A 17782-nucleotide genomic window follows, 5' to 3' on the forward strand; every position below is an offset into this window, starting at 1 on the left:
AGATTGGCCCCGTCATCTTCTGTACCGTAGTGACCGGTATTGCCGGTATGGAAAGTATGAAGTCGGTAGGCCGTACTGGCGCTGTCGCACTGCTTTACTTTGAAATTGTCAGCACCGTGGCACTGATTATCGGTCTGCTGGTGGTGAATATCATGCAACCGGGTGCGGGCATGAATGTCGATACCTCCACACTGGATGCCTCTGCGGTGGCGGCCTACACCCAACAGGCGCAACAGCAGGGCGTGGTCGCGTTTCTGATGGATGTGATTCCTGCAAGCGTGGTGGGCGCTTTCGCCAGTGGTAACATTTTGCAGGTGTTGCTGTTTGCGGTGATGTTTGGCTTCGCACTGCATCGCCTGGGTGAGAAAGGACGCGTCATTTTCAACGTGATTGACAGCTTCCCACACACCATTTTTGGCGTGATCAATATGATCATGCGTTTGGCACAGATCGGCGCATTCGGCGCGGTGGCGTTCACCATTGGTAAATACGGTGTTGGCTCACTTGTGCAGTTGGGACAGTTGATCATCTGCTTCTATATCACGTGCCTGCTGTTTGTTTTCCTGGTGCTGGGCAGCATCGCCCGCGCTACCGGATTCAGCATTTTCAAATTTATCCGCTACATCCGTGAAGAGCTGCTGATTGTGCTGGGGACCTCCTCGTCAGAATCCGTGCTGCCTCGCATGCTGAACAAGATGGAAAAAGTGGGGTGTAAAAAATCGGTGGTGGGTCTGGTGATTCCTGCCGGCTACTCCTTCAACCTGGATGGCACCTCCATCTACTTGACCATGGCGGCGGTGTTTATTGCGCAGGCTACCAATAGTCATATGGATATCTGGCACCAGATTACGTTGCTGGTGGTGTTGTTGCTCTCCTCGAAAGGTGCTGCTGGCGTCACCGGTAGCGGGTTTATCGTGCTGGCAGCGACCATTTCTGCGGTGGGGCATCTGCCAGTGGCTGGTCTGGCGTTGATCCTGGGTATTGACCGCTTTATGTCAGAAGCGCGTGCCCTGACCAACCTGGTCGGCAACGGTGTCGCGACGATCGTGGTTGCCAAGTGGGTGGGTGAGCTGGATGAGAAGCAGCTGGAAAGCGAACTCTCTGGGCATAAAAAAGACGATACGTCTGCACCGACCGTACTTTCATAAATGGGTTTTACCCTGCGCCAACTCCCGTTGGCGCAGTGGAGCCGATTGGTTTTATCTTGATAAGGCGAAGCGCGATACGCTCTCGCTGATCTGGGATATGCCCGGGCATCCTATCCGCGAATCGCAGGCGCTTACCCGCTACTGGCAAAGTGATTTAGCGCGCGAAGCGCTGTTCTGGCATGTGCAGCAGGCATTGGAAAAGAGCGGGCTTAAAGAAACCAGCGTGCGCGTTAACTGCTATGTGTACTATACCCGTGCGCAGTGTGGCATCCATCTGGACAGTCCCAACAGCGAGAACGCCGAGGCCGCCTTCCTGGCAAAAGAGCTGATGAGCTTGCGTGACAAGGGGTTAACGCAGCAAGAGTTTGATGCGCTGATCGCGCGCAAGAGCAACGAGCTCAGCAAGCTGTTTGCGACCTACGCCCGTACCAGTACCGATGTGTTGATGCAGCAGCGCTTGCGCTCACAGCGTAACGGCGTGGTGGATATTGCACCGAAACAATATCAGAAGTTGCGTCAGGCCTATCTCTCTGAACTGACGCTACCTTTGCTGAATCAGGAACTGCACCAGCAGCTTTCTCAGGAAACCACGCTGATGCCCAAGCAGCAAAAGGGTGAGCCGGAAGTAAACACCAAGGCGTTATATGAGGTGTACAGTAAAATCATGACACCTCCTGTCGCGGTGTAGGCTGCTTCAGCCGCGCCATCGGAGGAGGCGGCACAGGCAACACCGGCACAGTAATGTGCCCTGGCCGTTACCTCGCCCAATAAAAAGGGAAGCCATCTGGCTTCCCTTTTTCGCTGTAGCGCTGTGTTATCAGGTCGGCATGGCATCTTGCGGGATGATGGCGCCACGGTAGTGAATCACCGTGCTGGCGGTCAGGTGGCCGCGTTTGGCCGCCGCTTCCGTCGAGCCGCCGCACAGGCGCACTGACAGATAGCCTGCGCTGAAGGAGTCACCTGCCGCAGTAGTATCCACTACGCACTCTTTCGGCAATTTCACCGCCGGAACATCCACTAACGGCTGGCCGTTTTCAGAAATCAGGCAGGAGTCTGCGCCGCGTTTAATTACTACTTCAGACACGCCGAAACCGTGCGTGCGCGCCAGCACGGCATCCACCGTCTGTTCGCCCCACAGCATGTCTTCGTCATCCAGTGTCAGGAGGCGATATCGGTGCATGCGAGGATGTCACTGTAGGCTTGCTGTGTCTCTTCTTTGCTTTGCCACAGGCGCGGACGGTAGTTGTTGTCGAAAATGACCTTGCCACCGTTGGCGCGGCAGGCGCGCAGCAACGTCAGCAAACGCTGGCGGCTGGCTGGGTTAAGAATCGCTACGCTGATACCGCTCAGATAGAGATAGTCAAAGGTGGCCAAACGTGCGCAGATGGCATCGGCATCTTTGCCGTCCAGCCAGAAACGCGCGGCGGCATCATTACGCCAGTAGTAGAAGGTGCGCTCACCGGTATCGTCGGTTTCAATGAAGTACAGGCCCGGCAGCTTGTTGTCCAGACGCTGAATCAGCGAGGTGCCTACCTTCTCTTTTTCCCAGGCCGTCATCATTTCCGTGCTGAAGCTGTCCGTGCCCAGAGCGTCGGTATTCACCTGGCGAGCGACATACACGGCGGGGTTCAGGGTGTCGCCACCAAAGCCGCGGTTGAGGTCCGCGCCATTTTGCGACAGTTCAATCATGCATTCGCCAATTACGGCAATGTTTTTAGTGGTCATCAGAAGCTGGCCCGTTCGAAAAAGTGAAGAAAAAGGTCATAAAAAAAAGAGCAATGGGCTTCAGTCTCAACGTTCGCACGCATTGAGTCAATAGTCTTAAAACGATGTTTTATTTTTTCATGACCTGGATCGGGAAAATTGACTACTCCCGATCCTTCTCGTGCTCAACGTGCGAAATATCAGGACTTCGGCTTACGCAATTCGGTGACGCTTTCGCCGCAAAGCCCCCAGTTGTCGGTATCCACTTCATCAATGATAACGGTAGTGGTGGCCGGGTTTTTACCCATGACGTCGACCAGCAATTGGGTGACGCCCGCAATCAACTGGTGTTTTTGCTCTGTGGTTGCGCCATCGCGCGTGATTTTGATGTTAACAAATGGCATGGGATCTCCCGTTATTGGTTAGCGTGATGTGTCATCTGTTGATTTATCGCCTTTATAGTTCGCCGTTGCAATCCATGCCGCACAAAACAGCGTGAGGCGAGCAAAGAAGTAGAAGAAGGCCATCAGGCCAATCACCGAGCCAAAAGCGGCGCCGGACGGAGTGCTGGCGAGTTTTGGCAACGCGACCGTCATAGCGAATTTGATGGCCTCAAACCCCACGGCGGCAAGCAGCGTGCCGCGCAGCAGCGCTTTGTGCTTCGGCTTATGGCGCGGCAATATCATGAAAATCCAAAGAAACACCAAATAGTTAGCAGAAATGGAGATGGTGAGTGTTATCACGCGGAGCAGGGGCCGCAGCCATTCGATACCTTCTAGCCCGAGAGCAGAAACGATAGCGCTTTGTGCCGTACCCGCTGCCAAAGTGAGAAACATCGTAATGGTCAGCGCGATCAACAGCCCTATCAGGGAGAGGAAATCCCGCACGTACTGAAAATAGATTTTTTCTTCTTCATGCGGCTTACGTTCCCATACATCACGGGATTGGGCGCGGATCGCTTCACGTAAATTGCCCATCCAACTGATACCTGAATAGAGCGCGATCAGCAGCCCGGTGACACCGACGGTGGTGCGTTGTTCCACGGCGGTCTTTACCGTATTTTTTAACGTCAGCGCCAGATTGGGATCGCTGATGCTGTTGACGATGCGGTCAATCAACTGCGTCAGCATATCAGGGTTAGAGGCAAGTACGAAACCGATGGTAGCGAAGGAGACCATCAAAATAGGGATCAGTGATAGGAAGGAAAAATAGGTGATGGCTGCGCCAAACTGGTTTCCCATGCGATCGTTGAAACGCTCCCCGGCACGGATCAGGTGTGCAATGCTGGGAATAGCCTGAACACGTTGTGCAATACGCTTACATAGTGAAAGCCATGAAGATGCCGCCTTCTGTGCTGATGAAGCGGTGGATGTTGAACGATGCGGATCGACCGGTGCGGGCATCCGTTTCCTCCTGTTCAATGAAAAGCCGACGTGTTGATGGTGCCTGCAATCAACGGGTTATATAAACAAATTTAACCGCAAACGTCGTACAGCGATGGATTGATTATAACCAACAATCGGCAGAGGAAGGCGTCCTTTGTGTCTTTGGCATGTCTGATGTGCAAGCTGGAGAATAAAAGCGCGCAAAGAAAAAAATCAGGATGACCTGCGCCATAATTCAATCTGTAAAAGATTTTGCACTGAATAATCACTCAGGTGATGATATGCGCACATTTACGATGAAAGCGTGTTGACGCTTGTTTATACTCGTTAAAGACCGCTTGAGGTCTGTTTGGTTGGCGCTATTGCGCTGATGCTGCCACGCCGTTAATCGAGTAAAACCTTTCATGCCTGCTTCAGAGTCTGCGCCAAGCGCGTTGCGCCTTAATTTGCGTATTTTTTCCGTGGTGATGTTCAACTTTGCCAATTACCTGACCATTGGGCTGCCGCTTGCGGTATTGCCGGGCTATGTGCATGAACATCTTGGGTTTAGCGCCTTTTGGGCCGGATTGGTAATCAGTTTACAGTACTTCACTACGCTATTGAGCCGACCGCAATCCGGACGCATCGCGGATGAGAAAGGGCCGAAGAAAGTGGTAGTGTTGGGGCTATGTGGTGCCGTGGTCAGCGGGGTGTTTTATGCGCTGGCGGCCTGGAACGACAGTTCACCCATCGTGGCGTTGACATTGCTGTGCATCGGTCGCTTGATTCTGGGCGCGGGGCAAAGTTTCGCTGGCACCGGGGCGACGCTGTGGGGCGTGGTGGGGTCACGGCATATCGGACGGGCGATCTCCTGGAATGGCGTGGCGACTTATGGCGCGATGGCGATCGGCGCGCCGCTCGGGGTATGGATTAATCACATCGGTGGGTTAAAGCTGGTGTCGTATACTGTCATCACCATTGTCCTGCTGTTTGTGCTGCTCGCGTTGCCGCGTGAGGCGGCGAAAGTGACACCGGGTAAAAAGCTGCCGTTTCGCGAAGTGCTGGGCAAAGTGTGGGTTTACGGCATTGTGCTGGCGTTGGCATCCATCGGGTTTGGCGTGATCGCCACATTTATCACCTTGTTCTATGCCGATCGACACTGGGGAGGCGCCGCGCTGACCCTGACCATTTTCAGTTGCGCCTTTGTCGGCGTGCGTCTGCTATTCCCCAACAGCATTAACCGTTTTGGCGGGCCGCGCGTGGCTATCGTCTGTTTTACGGTGGAAATTACCGGTCTGCTACTAATCTGGAGTGCAGCGCTGCCGCTGATGGCGGAACTGGGCGCTTTTCTGGCCGGTGCCGGTTTCTCGCTGGTGTTCCCCTCGCTTGGCGTACTGGCGGTCAAAGTGGTTGCGCCGCAAAATCAGGGTAGTGCGCTGGCGACCTATACGCTGTTTCTTGATTTATCCCTTGGGTTGGTCGGCCCGTTGGCGGGGGTAATGATGGGCTACACCGGCGTAGGCGCTATTTATCTGGTGGCGGCGATATTAGTGAGCGTCGGCTTGCTGATGACGCTGCGTCTGAGCCGCAGTGGTATCACGTTGGCGCAGGAAGAAACCCTCCCGTCGCGGCAATAAGCGTTGTTACCCAACCGGCAATGTTTATGGCGTTTCCGGTTGGGATATGTTGTCTGAGCTTCTCATTTCAGAATGATTCCCTACATTGGGCAGCGCTTCACGTTTAATCCCTTACTTTTCATGGTGAAGTAGCGCATCGTCGTCGACTCAAGGCGCGAGCGCGCATCGTATTCTGCCCGCTCGCTACACCACGCCAATTTTCGTTATCCTTTGATTGCAATGGATTTTTTCTCAGATCGATTCGATGTTTCTGAACATGGAGATAATCTTATGAGTAAAAACACCAAGCAAGACCCAAATCCACAGGGGCGCCATCACTTCCTCAAATCTACCGGTATCATGATGGGTGCATTGGGTGGCATGGCGCTGTCCCGCCCTGCGGCGGCCGTTGCGCCACCTGCGCCGGTGCCGCAGAAGTGGGATACCACGGTGGATGTGCTGATTATCGAGAAAATGCCGCTGTTTGGCGGAAACTCGACACTCAACGGTGGCGATCTGTCAGCGGCAGGCTACAGCATGCAGCAGGCGCTGGGCATCGAGGACTCCCCAGAACTGATGTATCAGGACATGATGAAAGCGGGCAACTGGCTGAACTACCCCGAACTGGTGCGCACCGTTGCCGATCATTCGGTGGAGGCGCTGGAGTGGGCCAAAAGCCTCTGGGCTGAGTTTGACCGAGTGAATTATCATGGCGGCCATGCAGTGAAACGCGCTCACCAACTGAAGCAGCGCTCCGGTTCCGGGCTGGTGGTGAAACAGTACCAGAAGGCCAAAGAGTTGGGTGTGGTCATTGAGCAGCGTACCAAGCTGGAGCGGTTGATTATTGACAGCCAGGGACGGGTGCTCGGGGCGGAAGTGCGGCGTGGCTATAAGTTCCCAGACGATGCTTCCGGTTCCATCGCGTTTATCCGTGCAACAAAAGGGGTGGTGCTGGCATCCGGCGGCTTCTCTCAAGGGGTGGCGTTACGGCAAATGTACGACCCGCGCCTGACGGATACGTTCACCTCCACCAACCAACCGAGCGCGACAGGAGAAGCGCTGATGGCAGCCAGCATGATTGGTGCTTTGGCGACGCAGATGGATTGGATCCAACTCGGCCCCTGGACCAGCCCGGATGAGCAGGGTTTCGGCTATATCCCGCAGTGTGTTGAACGGGTGGTGAGTTATGGCCTGATGGTCGACCCTGCCAACGGCAGGCGCTTCTTTAAAGAAACCGGCAACCGTAAAGAGCGTGCTGATGCCATTATTCAACTGTGGCATCCGGCGTTGATTATCGCGGACAAAACCAACACGCTGAAAATGGTCGATGAAGGGCGGATGAACGGCGCGCTGAAAAATGGCTCGCTCAAAACCTACAACACGCTGTAAGAAGTGGCGCAGGCTTACGGCATACCGGCGGCGGCTTTTGTTGAACAGGTGAAACGCTGGAACGGCTACGTAGAGCAGCATCTGGAAAACGACCCCGACCTGGGCTGTATGATTTTCAAAGATGCTTCGCCCAATATCACGCCGCCTTACTATGTGGCGCGCCTCTGGCCGCGCGTTCACCACACCATGGGGGGGGCTGGCGATCAATAAAGATGCACAGGTGATTGGTTTTGATTTGAAGCCGATTGTGGGGCTTTATGCCGCCGGGGAAGCCGCAGGCGGGGTGCACGGTGCGGTGCGTCTGGGTAGTGTTGCCATGACGGATTGCATCGTGTTTGGGCGTATTGCCGGGAAAAACGTGGTAAAGGCGAGCTGAGGGTATTAAGAAGAGAGGCCGCGTCAGCGGCCTCATCATCATTACTTCAACGTCAGCGTGCGAATGATGCTTTCCGCTTCGGTTTGCGCCGCTTGTTGATTATCGGCAGGCAGCGTGATTTGCAGCGTCAACAGTTGGTTCGCCACGTTCCCCAGCAGCACGGAAGAGTAAACCTGCTTGCCGCTGCCACTGTTGGAGATGCTGTCGAGCTGTTGCAGCGCATGGCCGTTAACCTCAATGGCTTTATTGGTGACAACCTGCAAGTTGGCATCGCGGGCGCGTTGCTGATCTTCAAGGCGCTGCGTTAATACTGGCAGGGTTTCGTTGCTGCTATCGCCCAGGATGACAATCACTGCGCGCTGGCCATTATCGTTGGCGTAGACATGCATGTTGTTGGACTGCGAACCCACTTTTCCACTTTGATCATGCATATCCGCAGGCAGCGTGAACGTGATGTTGCCAGACAGCAGCGAGATGGTTTGACTGGCGGCCTGCGCGGCCGGGACATCGTGTCCTGCGTGGCCCGCATTGTCGTCTTTCTTACCGTCGCAGGCGGCCAATAGTGCGGCAAGCAACGTAATTCCAAGATATTTCACTAGCTTCGGCATAAGCGTCCTTCTCTTTTATCAGGCATACACGGGTAAACCGCTATATCGCACCCTATTCACTGGTGAAACTCAAGCGTTTTGTTGTCACAAAACCTATTTTAGGACGGTTCCTGAGACACTGCCACTTTACTCCTCGTCATCCTCGGCGAAAGCCGGGGATCTCTGCCAGAAAGAATGCGTTTCTCCTGTGCGAGATTCCCGCCTTCGCGGGAATGACGGAGGCGGGCGAGAATGACAGAGGTGGGATTCGCTCAAACGCTTGAGGAGCATATTGAGCATCACGCCGTACATCGGTAAGAAGAACAGCAAGCTAATCAGCAATTTGAAGGTGTAATCGACCAATGCGATTTCCACCCAGTTTGCCGCCATAAAAGCATCGGTGCTGCGATAGAAAGCGATGAAGAAGAAGGCCAGTGTATCGCTTAAATTACCAAACAACGTGGAGGCTACCCACCACGCCTTGCGCTGGCGCAGGCGGTTAAACACATGCACATCCAGAATTTGCCCCAGCACGTAGGCCATAAAGCTGGCGCACGCGATACGCGCAATCACGATATTGACGCTAGCGAGCGCACTGAACCCCCGCCACTCTCCCTGATAAAACAGCGCGGATACCACATAGGAAATCACCAGCGCTGGCACCATCACCGTCAGAATAATCCGGCGCGCCAACGGTGCGCCAAAGATACGTACGGTCAGATCGGTGGCCAGAAAGATAAACGGGAAGGTGAATGCGCCCCAGGTGGTATGGAACCCGAAGATGGAGATCGGCAACTGCACCAGATAATTACTGGAGGTAATGATCAGAATGTGGAACAACGACAGCCTGGCAAGCGCGCTAAGCCGCTGCTGGGCGGTAAAATGAAACATGGCAATGTGACCTTTTTAGTGATTGGGGTGAGGGAACCCAAGTGGTGCCGTTAACAATGATATTATGGCACGTAATTCATGCTGCTTATTCAATGCGACTGACACAAGGAGGAGCAGCGCGCGGCATGATACGCTGTTAGGTGGGGATTGCAATGGTGAATTTATGCGCAATCGATATCGTAGGTTGCGCAGGAAAATCTGCGGCGTAAACTAGGGCGGTTTTGATGGCTGCCACACTGGGCGGTCGTTATCTATGCCCTTATGCCATTGCCGAGAATAATGATGACCGACACCTTCACCAACCCGGATAAAACCCTCGATGCACAGGGGCTGCGCTGCCCGGAACCGGTGATGACGGTGCGTAAAACCGTGCGTCAGATGGAGACGGGGCAGACGCTACTTATTCTGGCTGATGACCCGGCAACCACGCGCGATATACCGGGCTTTTGCGTCTATATGGAGCACGAGCTTCTGGCACAGGAGACGGCATCACTGCCCTATCGCTACCTCCTGCGCAAGAAGTAGTCTTTTTGCCGTTACCCGGCGTCTTGTGGTTTTTCGCGTCGCAATAAGCGCAGTGCATTGGCGGTCATCAGCGCCGTGGCACCGGAATCATCAAGCACGGCGAGCCACAATCCGGTGATCCCCAGCAGGCTGGTCACCAGAAAGATGGCTTTCAGCCCCAGCGCCAGCGTGATGTTTTGCCGGATATTATTGCGCGTGGCGCGCGAGAGCCGAATCATGCCCGCCAGTTCGCTTAGCCGATTATGCGTGAGCGCCGCATCGGCGGTTTCCAGCGCAACGTCGCTGCCCCCTCCCATGGCGATGCCGATAGCCGCCGATTTCATTGCTGGCGCATCGTTAATGCCATCGCCCACCATCGCCGTCGGATGGATCTGGTTCATTTCGCGCACGGCATCGACTTTGTCGGCGGGCAGTAGACCCGCTTTATAGTCAATGCCCAGCGTCGCCGCGATGGCTGCCGCCGAACGTGGATTATCACCGGTGAGCATGGTGCAGCTAATTCCCAACGTGCGTAGTGCTTCAATCGCCTGCGGCGTATCCGCCCGCAAGGTGTCACGCAGCGCCAGCAAGCCAATGATGTGCGTTTCTTCCTGTACCACCACCACGGTTTTTCCGTCGCTTTCCAGGGTGTGAATCTGATTGCGCCAGTCTGCGTTGAGCGCCTCGGGTGCGATTTTAGCGGGTGCTTTGACGCTGATTTTTGCCTGCGATGAGACCCTCAACTCCCACGCCAGCCAGCGCACGCTGTGCCGTTGCCACCGGCAGCATCGGGGCAACCGTGCGGGCATGCTGGACAATTGCTTTCGCCAGCGGGTGGTGTGAACCCGTCTCGATCGCCGCCGCGCGTGCCAGCAACGCAGCCTTGCTCACGCCCTGCGCGGGTATCACATCTGTCACCTGAGGTTTGCCCTGTGTCAGGGTGCCGGTTTTGTCGAAAACGATGGTATTGATGGTGCCCAGAATCTCCAGTGCCGCGCCGCCTTTGATTAGCGCGCCGCGCCGGGCAGCGGCTGCTAAGCCGGATGTGATGGCCGCTGGGGTGGAAATCACCAGTGCACAGGGGCAGCCAATCAGCAATAGCGTCAGGCCGCGATAAACCCACTCTTGCCACGGCGCACCAAATAGCAGTGGCGGCACCACGATGGTCGCCGCGGCAAGCAGCATGATGGCTGGGGTGTAATAGCGGCTAAAGCGATCGAGAAAACGCTCTATCGGCGCACGGTGGCTCTCGGCTTCTTCAATCAAATGCAAAATACGGTCGATGGCGCTGTTGCCCGGTTCTGATATCACGCGCAACTGTATCAGGCGATCGACGCTCAGGCTGCCTGCTGAGACCTTGTCACCCTGCTCACGCTCTACCGGAAGGGATTCCCCGGTCAATGCGCTTTCATCAAAGCTGGCATGGGGAACCAGCAGTTCACCATCGGCGGGCAATCGGCTGCCCGGTGCCACTTCGATCACATCGCCGGGTTGCAGTGCGGCAATGCTGGCCTGAGTACGCTGACCAGCACGGATCACCGTTGCGGTTTCTGGCATCAACGCCATCAACGCGCTGACGCCGCGACGGGCGCGCTGTGCGGCGTAGGCTTCCAGGCGCTCTCCCAGCATAAACAGCAAAATCACCATGGTGGCTTCGCTGGTAGCACCAATCAACAAGGCACCCAGCGCGGCGACGCTCATCAGCATTTCGATGGCAAAGGGCGTGCCGCTGCGAATCAGTTTAATGGCCTGTGAGAGCAGCGGCATCAGCCCCAGCAGTGTGGTGGCGATAAAGGCTATCTATGAAGCGCTAGGCGAAAACAGCGAAAGTATCCCGCTGACTGCGGTCAACACCGCAAACAGAATGAGAAAACCGTGTTCACGCAGGATACGGCGTAAAGGCGTTTCGGCAGAGGTGGATGATGTTGGGACGGTTGCGCTGGGGGACGTATCTTGCCAGGTAAACCCAGCGAGCTCTACGGCACGTTGAATCTCTGTGCGAATATTGGACTGTGCATCAACAATGAGTTTTTCGGTGGCGAAGCGAACGCTTGCTTGAATAACGCCGGGAAGCGGGTGAGGCATCACTGTCGCTGCCGTCGGGGTCACCGGAATCGCCGCTCTCTCCATCGTCAGACGCGCTGTGTTCCGCGCTGGGTGTGGTGTCGCATGCAGAGATTGTTGTAGTGCTGTGTTTAACCGCGCAGCAACTGCGATCGGCATGGCTACTGCGTTGCGCATGGCGTTGGCAGCAAGCATTGGCACCTTTGATCGTGGTGAGTGTGGCAAGAATGAGTCTGGTGATGAGAATGCATCATGCTCTCCTATTTGATGATAGTGGTTCTCATCCAAGACTTTATCACTGCTGCCAGTAGCTGCACAGCGCTTTTGATATTCAGCACTGATTAAAAATAGAGCGCTCTTACGATTAAAAAATGGCCCGCGAAATAGCTGGCAGCCACAATCGCCTGATGGGCACGAAACGGAAAGCGGTAATGGTGAATCAGCCAGACGCCGTGGGCGATAAACAGCAGCACGCTGCCCGCAAACCAGGAGAGATTATTACTGCTGCCAAGCGCAAAGTACTGTTCCCCGGCAACCCACACCATGACCGCATTCATTGCGACAAATGCCACGACCGGCCAGCGCAGGGTGTCGAGTCGTGACCACAGGATGGCAAGCAGTATCGCGATAATCACCAGCAGCAACAGTGGCAGCGGCCAGAAAAACGTGAGTGACGCTTTCGCCACCAGAAACCCGATGGTGTAGAGCAGATGGCAGGCGGAATAGGCACCGATGGCGAACATCATGCGCTGTATTGGCAGCAACAGCAGGATATCCGCAGCTAACGTTGCCAACAGGCCGAGCACGATAAAGTAACCGGTGACGCTCATCAGCGGCGTTTGCCAGGCCAGCGCGAGCAGCAGCGCGATGGTAATGGGCTTGAACAGCCAGCGTTGCCAGCCAGGCCCACGGTAGCTGGCATCGACGTAGAGCCAGCCTGAAAAGAGAACGGCAATAAACGACCAGAGCATAGGGTATCCTTATCACCTTATTGGATTTTTCATCATTGAGTGTAGGAGATCGCACGCGGGATGAACAACACGCCGTGTGACAAGTGCGAAGTCACGCGCTTCATGTTATGTTGGCGGCAATAATGATCGTTTTTTGTATATATATCTTCGCGATACTACTGAAGGGGGACGGTTTTTGCATGAGCAGTGAGTCAGCGCTCTACCGGATTCAATTTATGAATAACGGCAAAAATTATCAGCTTTACGTGCGAGAGTTGGTGCAAAGCAGTCTTTTTGGGTTTATCGAGATTGCGGATTTCGTTTTTGACGGTCCCTCCACCCTGCTGGTTGGCCCTTCTACCGAGAAGCTGAAAACGGAGTTTTCCGGCGTAAATCGCAGCTTTATTCCGCTGCAAGCGGTGATCCGCATCAATGCCGCGACGGAGAAAGGGGCGGCCCGTATTTCCGAGCTGGGCGACAATGTAACCGCGTTCCCTTTTCTTTCTGGGAAAAAGCCATGATGTCGTGGGAAATGTCCCATTGGTGGTCTTTGGTTGTCAGCCTGATCCTGTTTCTGGGGGGGGGGGGCGACAGTTTCTGCGGCAACGACGCCAGCGCGTAGAGGACGATGCCACACCGCTACGCACGGTAGAGGCCGAGATCGCCGCGCTGCGCGCCATACCGTTGGCGCGCCCCACGCGCGCGCAACCGATGAATCCCGATCTTCCCGAGCGCTATGAGGCGACGTTTATGCTATTGCCCGCAGGGGAAAACCTCACCTGCCACCTGAGCGAGACCCAATATCGAGTGCTGGCGTTGGGTATGACGGGCAGATTGCAGGTCCAGGGCTCACGTTTTGTGTCCTTCGAACCTGCATAGGGCTATTTTTTGTCCCGCTAGTGGGTTGAACACCCTTCATCTTTTTCTGCCACGCCAGCAGTTCAAACACCCCGAACAGGAAAATACGTGCTTCCAGCGCGCGGCTCAATGGCCCCTGTTCTTTACCGTGGCTGGCACGTAACAACAGCACCTGAAAACCGTGCATCAACAGCGTAAACCCCATCGCGACCATCATGAAGATGTTCAGTGGGCGGGGAAAGGGCGCAATCAGGTTGGTAATCAAAAAGCCCCACACGCCGATCATCAAATCCGACCCAGGTTAATCCAAATCATCGTCTGCCTCTTCATGCTGTGTGGGCGTAGCCTGGCGGATATACAGCCGGTATGCCACTTGTCCTGCCACTTTTTCGCGGTGTAGCGTCCAGGTAACCGGAATCTCTAGCTCGCCATTCTCGGCCTCGGTTTCCACATAAATCCACGCCTCGGGTGCCAGCCAGCCCTGCTGTTCCAGCAAACGGAGCGTCTGGTTTAATAAGTCCCGGCGAAAGGGGGGATCGAGAAACACCACGTCATAGGGCTCACCGGTCTGCGCAAGCCAGTTCAACGTATTGGTATTGATGATGCGGGCGTTGTTCGCCTTCAACAGTACCGCATTCTGTTCCAGTTGCCTGGCGATTCTGCGTTCGTTTTCCAGCAGGGTGACATGTGCCGCATAGCGTGACAGCGCTTCAAACCCCAGTGCGCCACTGCCTGCGAAGCCATCCAGGCAACGGGCCTGCTGAATGACCGGCGCCAGCCAGTTAAACAGCGTTTCACGAACGCGATCGGTGGTGGGGCGCAGCCCTGGGCTGTCTGGCACGGGAAGTTTTCGCCCGCGCCACTGGCCGCCGATAATGCGGATTTGGCCTGCCTGTGCAGGTGCATTTTTTTTTGCCATCGTCTGTTTACTGTAGAACTCCGGGTTGCCGGGTGCTGAGATTCGCTATCGGTAATAGGTAGGCGCTATTCTAACGAGGGTTAGGAGGGGAAGGAATGTTAATATCAGGTTTCTCTGCGGTGACGCGTGGTTTTGGCCTACCCGGTTATCGAGATGACATACTTCGTTACCGAGATTGTCTCCACCTGCCCTGCCATGGTGCGTGTTGCTGCCGGGCGGAAAGTGGTAGACTCTGGGCTCGACTCTGACCGGGCTATTGACTTCAATTATTTAAGCGCTGCTGTGAGCAGCAGCATGGGGCGCGATTGCGATATGACAAAAGAGAAAAAACGCGGTTTCTTTTCCTGGCTGGGATTAGGGCGTCAGGAAGAGGAACAGACTGAGCAACCGCAAGCAGCAGAACAGCAGCAGGATATGGCACAGCCTCAGGACAATGATGTGCCTGTGGTATCGGAGGTTCACGCCGAAACGCCAAACGATGAGCCTGACGTGCAGACAGAGGTTCACAGTGCACAGGTGCCTGAAGAACCGGCCGCCGTGCAGCCAGAATCGCCACGCGTTGTTGATGTCGTTGAAACCGCTGAGACGGTAGATCGTGCAGAGGCGCAGGCGAGTCCTGAAGCGCAGGATACTTTGCTATCACAAGATGTTCTGCCATCACAGGACAGTGCCGATGAGCAAGCGATAACGGAAGTTGCAGAACACGTTGTTGAGCCTGTGGCACAGGAGCAGGAAAGGCCGACCAAAGAGGGTTTTTTCGCCCGGCTAAAACGCAGTCTGGTAAAAACCCGAGAAAACCTCGGTTCCGGATTTATCGGATTGTTTCGCGGTAAGAAAATCGACGACGATCTGTTTGAGGAACTGGAAGAGCAATTATTGATTGCTGATGTCGGCGTGGAAACCACGCGCAAGATTATTGCCGACCTGACAAAGCAAGCCAGCCGTAAACAACTGAAAGATGCCGATGCGCTGTTGGTGAAACTGAAAGAAGAGATGGGCGCTATCCTTAACAAGGTGGACGAGCCGCTTAACATCGACGGAAAAACCCATTACGTAATCCTAATGGTGGGCGTTAACGGCGTCGGGAAAACCACCACCATCGGTAAATTGGCGCGCCAGTTCCAGGCGCAGGGTAAATCGGTGATGCTGGCCGCCGGGGATACCTTCCGTGCCGCCGCCGTAGAGCAGTTGCAAGTATGGGGCCAGCGCAACAACGTGGCCGTGGTCGCGCAGCACACGGGGGCGGATTCTGCCTCGGTGATTTTTGATGCCATTCAAGCGGCAAAAGCGCGCGGTGCTGACGTGCTGATCGCTGATACCGCAGGACGCTTGCAGAACAAAACGCACCTGATGGAAGAATTGAAGAAAATTGTCCGCGTGATGAAAAAACTGGATGAGTCTGCGCCGCATGAAATCATGCTGACGTTGGACGCCAGCACCGGACAAAACGCCGTCAGCCAGGCGAAACTGTTTAACGATGCCGTCGGCTTGACCGGCATCACCCTGACCAAGCTGGACGGCACCGCGAAAGGCGGGGTGATCTTCGCCATCGCCGATCAGTTTGGGATTCCTATCCGCTATATTGGGGTAGGGGAAGGTATTGATGATTTGCGTCCCTTTAAGGCTGACGATTTTATTGAGGCGCTTTTTGCCCGCGAAGACTGATGTCTCTGAGGATAAACAGCTTGCCCGAGATGATGAAAACGGATGATTCGCTTTGAACAAGTCAGTAAGGCTTATCTCGGTGGACGTCAGGCGTTGCAGGGGGGTGGATTTCCATCTGCTTCCTGGGGAGATGGCGTTTCTGACGGGCCATTCTGGTGCCGGGAAAAGTACCATGCTGAAACTGATTTGTGGCATAGAGCGCCCGAGCGCGGGCCAGATTTTGTTCAGCGGGCACAATATCAGCCGCTTGAAAAAGCGTGAGGTGCCCTTCTTGCGCCGCCAGATCAGCATGATCTTTCAGGATCACCATCTGCTGATGGATCGTACCGTCTACGATAACGTGGCGATGCCGCTGATTATTGCCGTGGCGAGCAGTGAAGATATCCGCCGCCGTGTTTCGGCCGCTCTCGATAAAGTGGGCTTGCTGGACAAAGCCAAGAGCTACCCGATTCAATTGTCTGGCGGTGAACAGCAGCGTGTGGGCATTGCCCGCGCGGTGGTGAACAAACCGACGGTACTGCTGGCAGATGAGCCGACCGGTAACCTGGATAACTCGTTGTCTCAGGATATTTTGCGTTTGTTCGAAGAATTTAACCGCGTTGGCGTTACGGTGTTGATGGCAACGCACGACACGACGCTGATTGCCAGCCGTCAGTATCGCGTACTGACGCTGTCGCAAGGACGTATGCTGGGAGGCGTTTATGGCGACTAATTCCCGTAACCCGAAACCCGAAACCCGAAACCCGAAACCCAGCGTAAATAAGGAAAAGGCACTGCGCGGTGGTTGGCAAGAACAGTGGCGCTATGCCTGGGACAATACGTTGGCGGATATGTTGCGCCGGCCGCTGGCGACGCTGCTGACCGTGATGGTGATTGCCATCTCGCTGACCTTGCCAAATATCTGTTATCTGGTGTGGAAAAACGTCAGTCAGTTGCGGCGCAGTGGTATCCCACGCCGCAACTGACGGTCTATCTGGATAAGGCGTTGGACAATGATGCGGCGCAGGGCGTGATTAACACGCTTCAGGCAGAGGACGGGGTGGAGAAGGTCAACTACCTGTCCCGTGATGAAGCGATGGGTGAGTTTCGCAACTGGTCTGGTTTCGGTGGGGCGCTGGACATGCTGGAAGAGAATCCGCTGCCTGCCGTTGCCATCATTACGCCAAAGCTGAACTTCCAAAGCTCACAGACGCTGACCTCGCTGCGCGATCGCGTGGCGGCGGTGCACGGTGTGAGTGAAGTCCGTATGGACGATAGCTGGTTTGCGCGCTTGGTGGCGCTGACCTCACTGGCGGGTCAGGTGGCCACTACCATCGGTATCCTGATGATTGTTGCCGTGTTCCTGGTCATCGGTAATAGCGTGCGTCTGAGTATTTTCAGCCGCCGTGAAACCATTAATGTCATGAAGCTGATTGGGGCGACGGACGGCTTTATTTTACGTCCCTTCCTCAACGGTGGCGCGTTGCTGTCGCTGATTCTGTCGCAGGCGTTGGTCTGGAAGCTCTCTGCCGCGGTCGATCAGGTTGCTACGGTATTTGGTACGCGCTTTGCCGTAACCGGACTCACCTGGGATGAATCACTGCTGCTGTTGATTGCTGGGATGATTGGCTGGCAGCATGGCTGGCAACCGTGCAACATTTACGTCGCTTTACCCCAGAATGAGTTTTTTCTGGTAGGATTTTCTGGTGCCTTGGCGCGCTGAGGGTTGGGTAAAATCATCGACAGGTTCGCCTTGATCTGTCGCCGT

At 55.2% G+C, this 17782-nt stretch carries 13 protein-coding genes and 8 pseudogenes; 12 read left to right on the forward strand and 9 right to left on the reverse strand.

Going from position 1 to position 17782, the window contains the following annotated elements; all coding sequences use genetic code 11:
* Window positions 1-2: 2 nt before the first annotated feature.
* Both JZM30_RS16995 and JZM30_RS17000 read left to right on the forward strand, forming a co-directional pair.
* A pseudogene (locus JZM30_RS16995) lies at window positions 3-1148 on the forward strand (dicarboxylate/amino acid:cation symporter); the annotation flags it as partial.
* Window positions 1149-1215: 67 nt separating this feature from the next.
* Window positions 1216-1836, forward strand: a pseudogene (locus JZM30_RS17000) (insulinase family protein); the annotation flags it as partial.
* Window positions 1837-1965: 129 nt separating this feature from the next.
* Here the strand turns inward: JZM30_RS17000 and kdgK are convergent.
* The 3 genes and pseudogenes from kdgK to yhjD all read right to left on the reverse strand — a co-directional run bounded on the left by kdgK (window position 1966) and on the right by yhjD (window position 4255).
* A pseudogene (gene kdgK, locus JZM30_RS17005) lies at window positions 1966-2873 on the reverse strand (2-dehydro-3-deoxygluconokinase).
* A 179-nt stretch (window positions 2874-3052) separates the two neighbouring features.
* Window positions 3053-3256, reverse strand: a complete 204-nt coding sequence (locus JZM30_RS17010) for a 2-hydroxymuconate tautomerase family protein (protein WP_252320123.1) — start codon at window positions 3254-3256, stop codon at window positions 3053-3055.
* An 18-nt stretch (window positions 3257-3274) separates the two neighbouring features.
* The gene (yhjD, locus tag JZM30_RS17015; protein ID WP_252320125.1) at window positions 3275-4255 is read right to left on the reverse strand and encodes an inner membrane protein YhjD; all 981 of its coding nucleotides are present in this window, start codon (window positions 4253-4255) and stop codon (window positions 3275-3277) included.
* Window positions 4256-4641: 386 nt separating this feature from the next.
* Here yhjD and JZM30_RS17020 point away from each other — a divergent pair, with 386 nt between their 5' ends.
* The 4 genes from JZM30_RS17020 to JZM30_RS17035 all read left to right on the forward strand — a co-directional run bounded on the left by JZM30_RS17020 (window position 4642) and on the right by JZM30_RS17035 (window position 7597).
* The gene (locus tag JZM30_RS17020; protein WP_252320127.1) at window positions 4642-5853 is read left to right on the forward strand and encodes an MFS transporter; all 1212 of its coding nucleotides are present in this window, start codon (window positions 4642-4644) and stop codon (window positions 5851-5853) included.
* 270 nt (window positions 5854-6123) lie between these two features.
* The gene (locus JZM30_RS17025; RefSeq protein WP_252320129.1) at window positions 6124-7221 is read left to right on the forward strand and encodes an FAD-binding protein; all 1098 of its coding nucleotides are present in this window, start codon (window positions 6124-6126) and stop codon (window positions 7219-7221) included.
* 3 nt (window positions 7222-7224) lie between these two features.
* Complete coding sequence (locus JZM30_RS17030; RefSeq protein ID WP_252320131.1) at window positions 7225-7431, forward strand: hypothetical protein; 207 nt, start codon at window positions 7225-7227, stop codon at window positions 7429-7431.
* Window positions 7373-7597 carry an FAD-binding protein gene (locus tag JZM30_RS17035; RefSeq protein WP_252320133.1) on the forward strand — a complete coding sequence of 75 codons (225 nt, stop codon included), beginning with the start codon at window positions 7373-7375 and terminating at the stop codon, window positions 7595-7597. Before JZM30_RS17030 ends, JZM30_RS17035 begins: the two co-directional genes overlap by 59 nt.
* 41 nt (window positions 7598-7638) lie before the next feature.
* Here the strand turns inward: JZM30_RS17035 and JZM30_RS17040 are convergent, their stop codons facing one another.
* Both JZM30_RS17040 and JZM30_RS17045 read right to left on the reverse strand, forming a co-directional pair.
* Window positions 7639-8205, reverse strand: a complete 567-nt coding sequence (locus JZM30_RS17040; RefSeq protein WP_252320135.1) for a DcrB family lipoprotein — start codon at window positions 8203-8205, stop codon at window positions 7639-7641.
* Window positions 8206-8451: 246 nt separating this feature from the next.
* Window positions 8452-9075: pseudogene (locus JZM30_RS17045) on the reverse strand (7-cyano-7-deazaguanine/7-aminomethyl-7-deazaguanine transporter); the annotation flags it as partial.
* A 282-nt stretch (window positions 9076-9357) separates the two neighbouring features.
* Here JZM30_RS17045 and tusA point away from each other — a divergent pair.
* Window positions 9358-9600: a sulfurtransferase TusA gene (gene tusA / locus JZM30_RS17050; RefSeq protein WP_252320600.1), complete on the forward strand. Its 243-nt coding sequence runs from the start codon at window positions 9358-9360 to the stop codon at window positions 9598-9600.
* A gap of 11 nt (window positions 9601-9611) precedes the next feature.
* On the opposite strand, the pseudogene JZM30_RS17055 reads toward tusA, so the two are convergent.
* Together JZM30_RS17055 and JZM30_RS17060 are read right to left on the reverse strand one after the other, a co-directional pair.
* Window positions 9612-11652 (reverse strand): annotated as a pseudogene (locus JZM30_RS17055) (zinc/cadmium/mercury/lead-transporting ATPase); the annotation flags it as partial.
* Between the two features lie 332 nt (window positions 11653-11984).
* The gene (locus JZM30_RS17060) at window positions 11985-12614 is read right to left on the reverse strand and encodes a lysoplasmalogenase (RefSeq protein ID WP_252320137.1); all 630 of its coding nucleotides are present in this window, start codon (window positions 12612-12614) and stop codon (window positions 11985-11987) included.
* Window positions 12615-12793: 179 nt separating this feature from the next.
* On the opposite strand from JZM30_RS17060, the gene JZM30_RS17065 reads away from it, so the two are divergent.
* Both JZM30_RS17065 and JZM30_RS17070 read left to right on the forward strand, forming a co-directional pair.
* A complete protein-coding gene (locus JZM30_RS17065) occupies window positions 12794-13114 on the forward strand; it encodes a DUF1820 family protein (RefSeq protein WP_252320139.1) in 321 nt (106 codons plus the stop codon).
* 4 nt (window positions 13115-13118) lie between these two features.
* Entirely contained in the window at window positions 13119-13472 is a 354-nt protein-coding gene (locus JZM30_RS17070; protein ID WP_252320141.1) for a DUF2500 family protein, read from the forward strand.
* Window positions 13473-13506: 34 nt separating this feature from the next.
* Here JZM30_RS17070 and JZM30_RS17075 read toward each other — a convergent pair.
* Window positions 13507-13766 (reverse strand): annotated as a pseudogene (locus JZM30_RS17075) (DUF1145 family protein); the annotation flags it as partial.
* On the reverse strand, window positions 13753-14370 hold the full coding sequence (gene rsmD / locus JZM30_RS17080; protein ID WP_252320143.1) for a 16S rRNA (guanine(966)-N(2))-methyltransferase: 618 nt from the start codon (window positions 14368-14370) through the stop codon (window positions 13753-13755). The gene rsmD and the pseudogene JZM30_RS17075, both read right to left, overlap by 14 nt.
* 312 nt (window positions 14371-14682) lie before the next feature.
* Between rsmD and ftsY the strand changes: the two genes are divergently transcribed.
* The 3 genes and pseudogenes from ftsY (at window position 14683) to ftsX (ending at window position 17697) form a co-directional block, all read left to right on the forward strand.
* Window positions 14683-16035 carry a signal recognition particle-docking protein FtsY gene (ftsY, locus tag JZM30_RS17085; RefSeq protein WP_252320602.1) on the forward strand — a complete coding sequence of 451 codons (1353 nt, stop codon included), beginning with the start codon at window positions 14683-14685 and terminating at the stop codon, window positions 16033-16035.
* 42 nt (window positions 16036-16077) lie between these two features.
* Window positions 16078-16747, forward strand: a pseudogene (gene ftsE, locus JZM30_RS17090) (cell division ATP-binding protein FtsE).
* Window positions 16737-17697: pseudogene (ftsX, locus tag JZM30_RS17095) on the forward strand (permease-like cell division protein FtsX). Before ftsE ends, ftsX begins: the two co-directional pseudogenes overlap by 11 nt.
* Window positions 17698-17782 lie beyond the last annotated feature (85 nt).

It is taken from the genome of Candidatus Symbiopectobacterium endolongispinus (assembly GCF_018777385.1).
In the GTDB taxonomy this organism is placed as follows: Bacteria; Pseudomonadota; Gammaproteobacteria; order Enterobacterales; family Enterobacteriaceae; genus Symbiopectobacterium; species Symbiopectobacterium endolongispinus.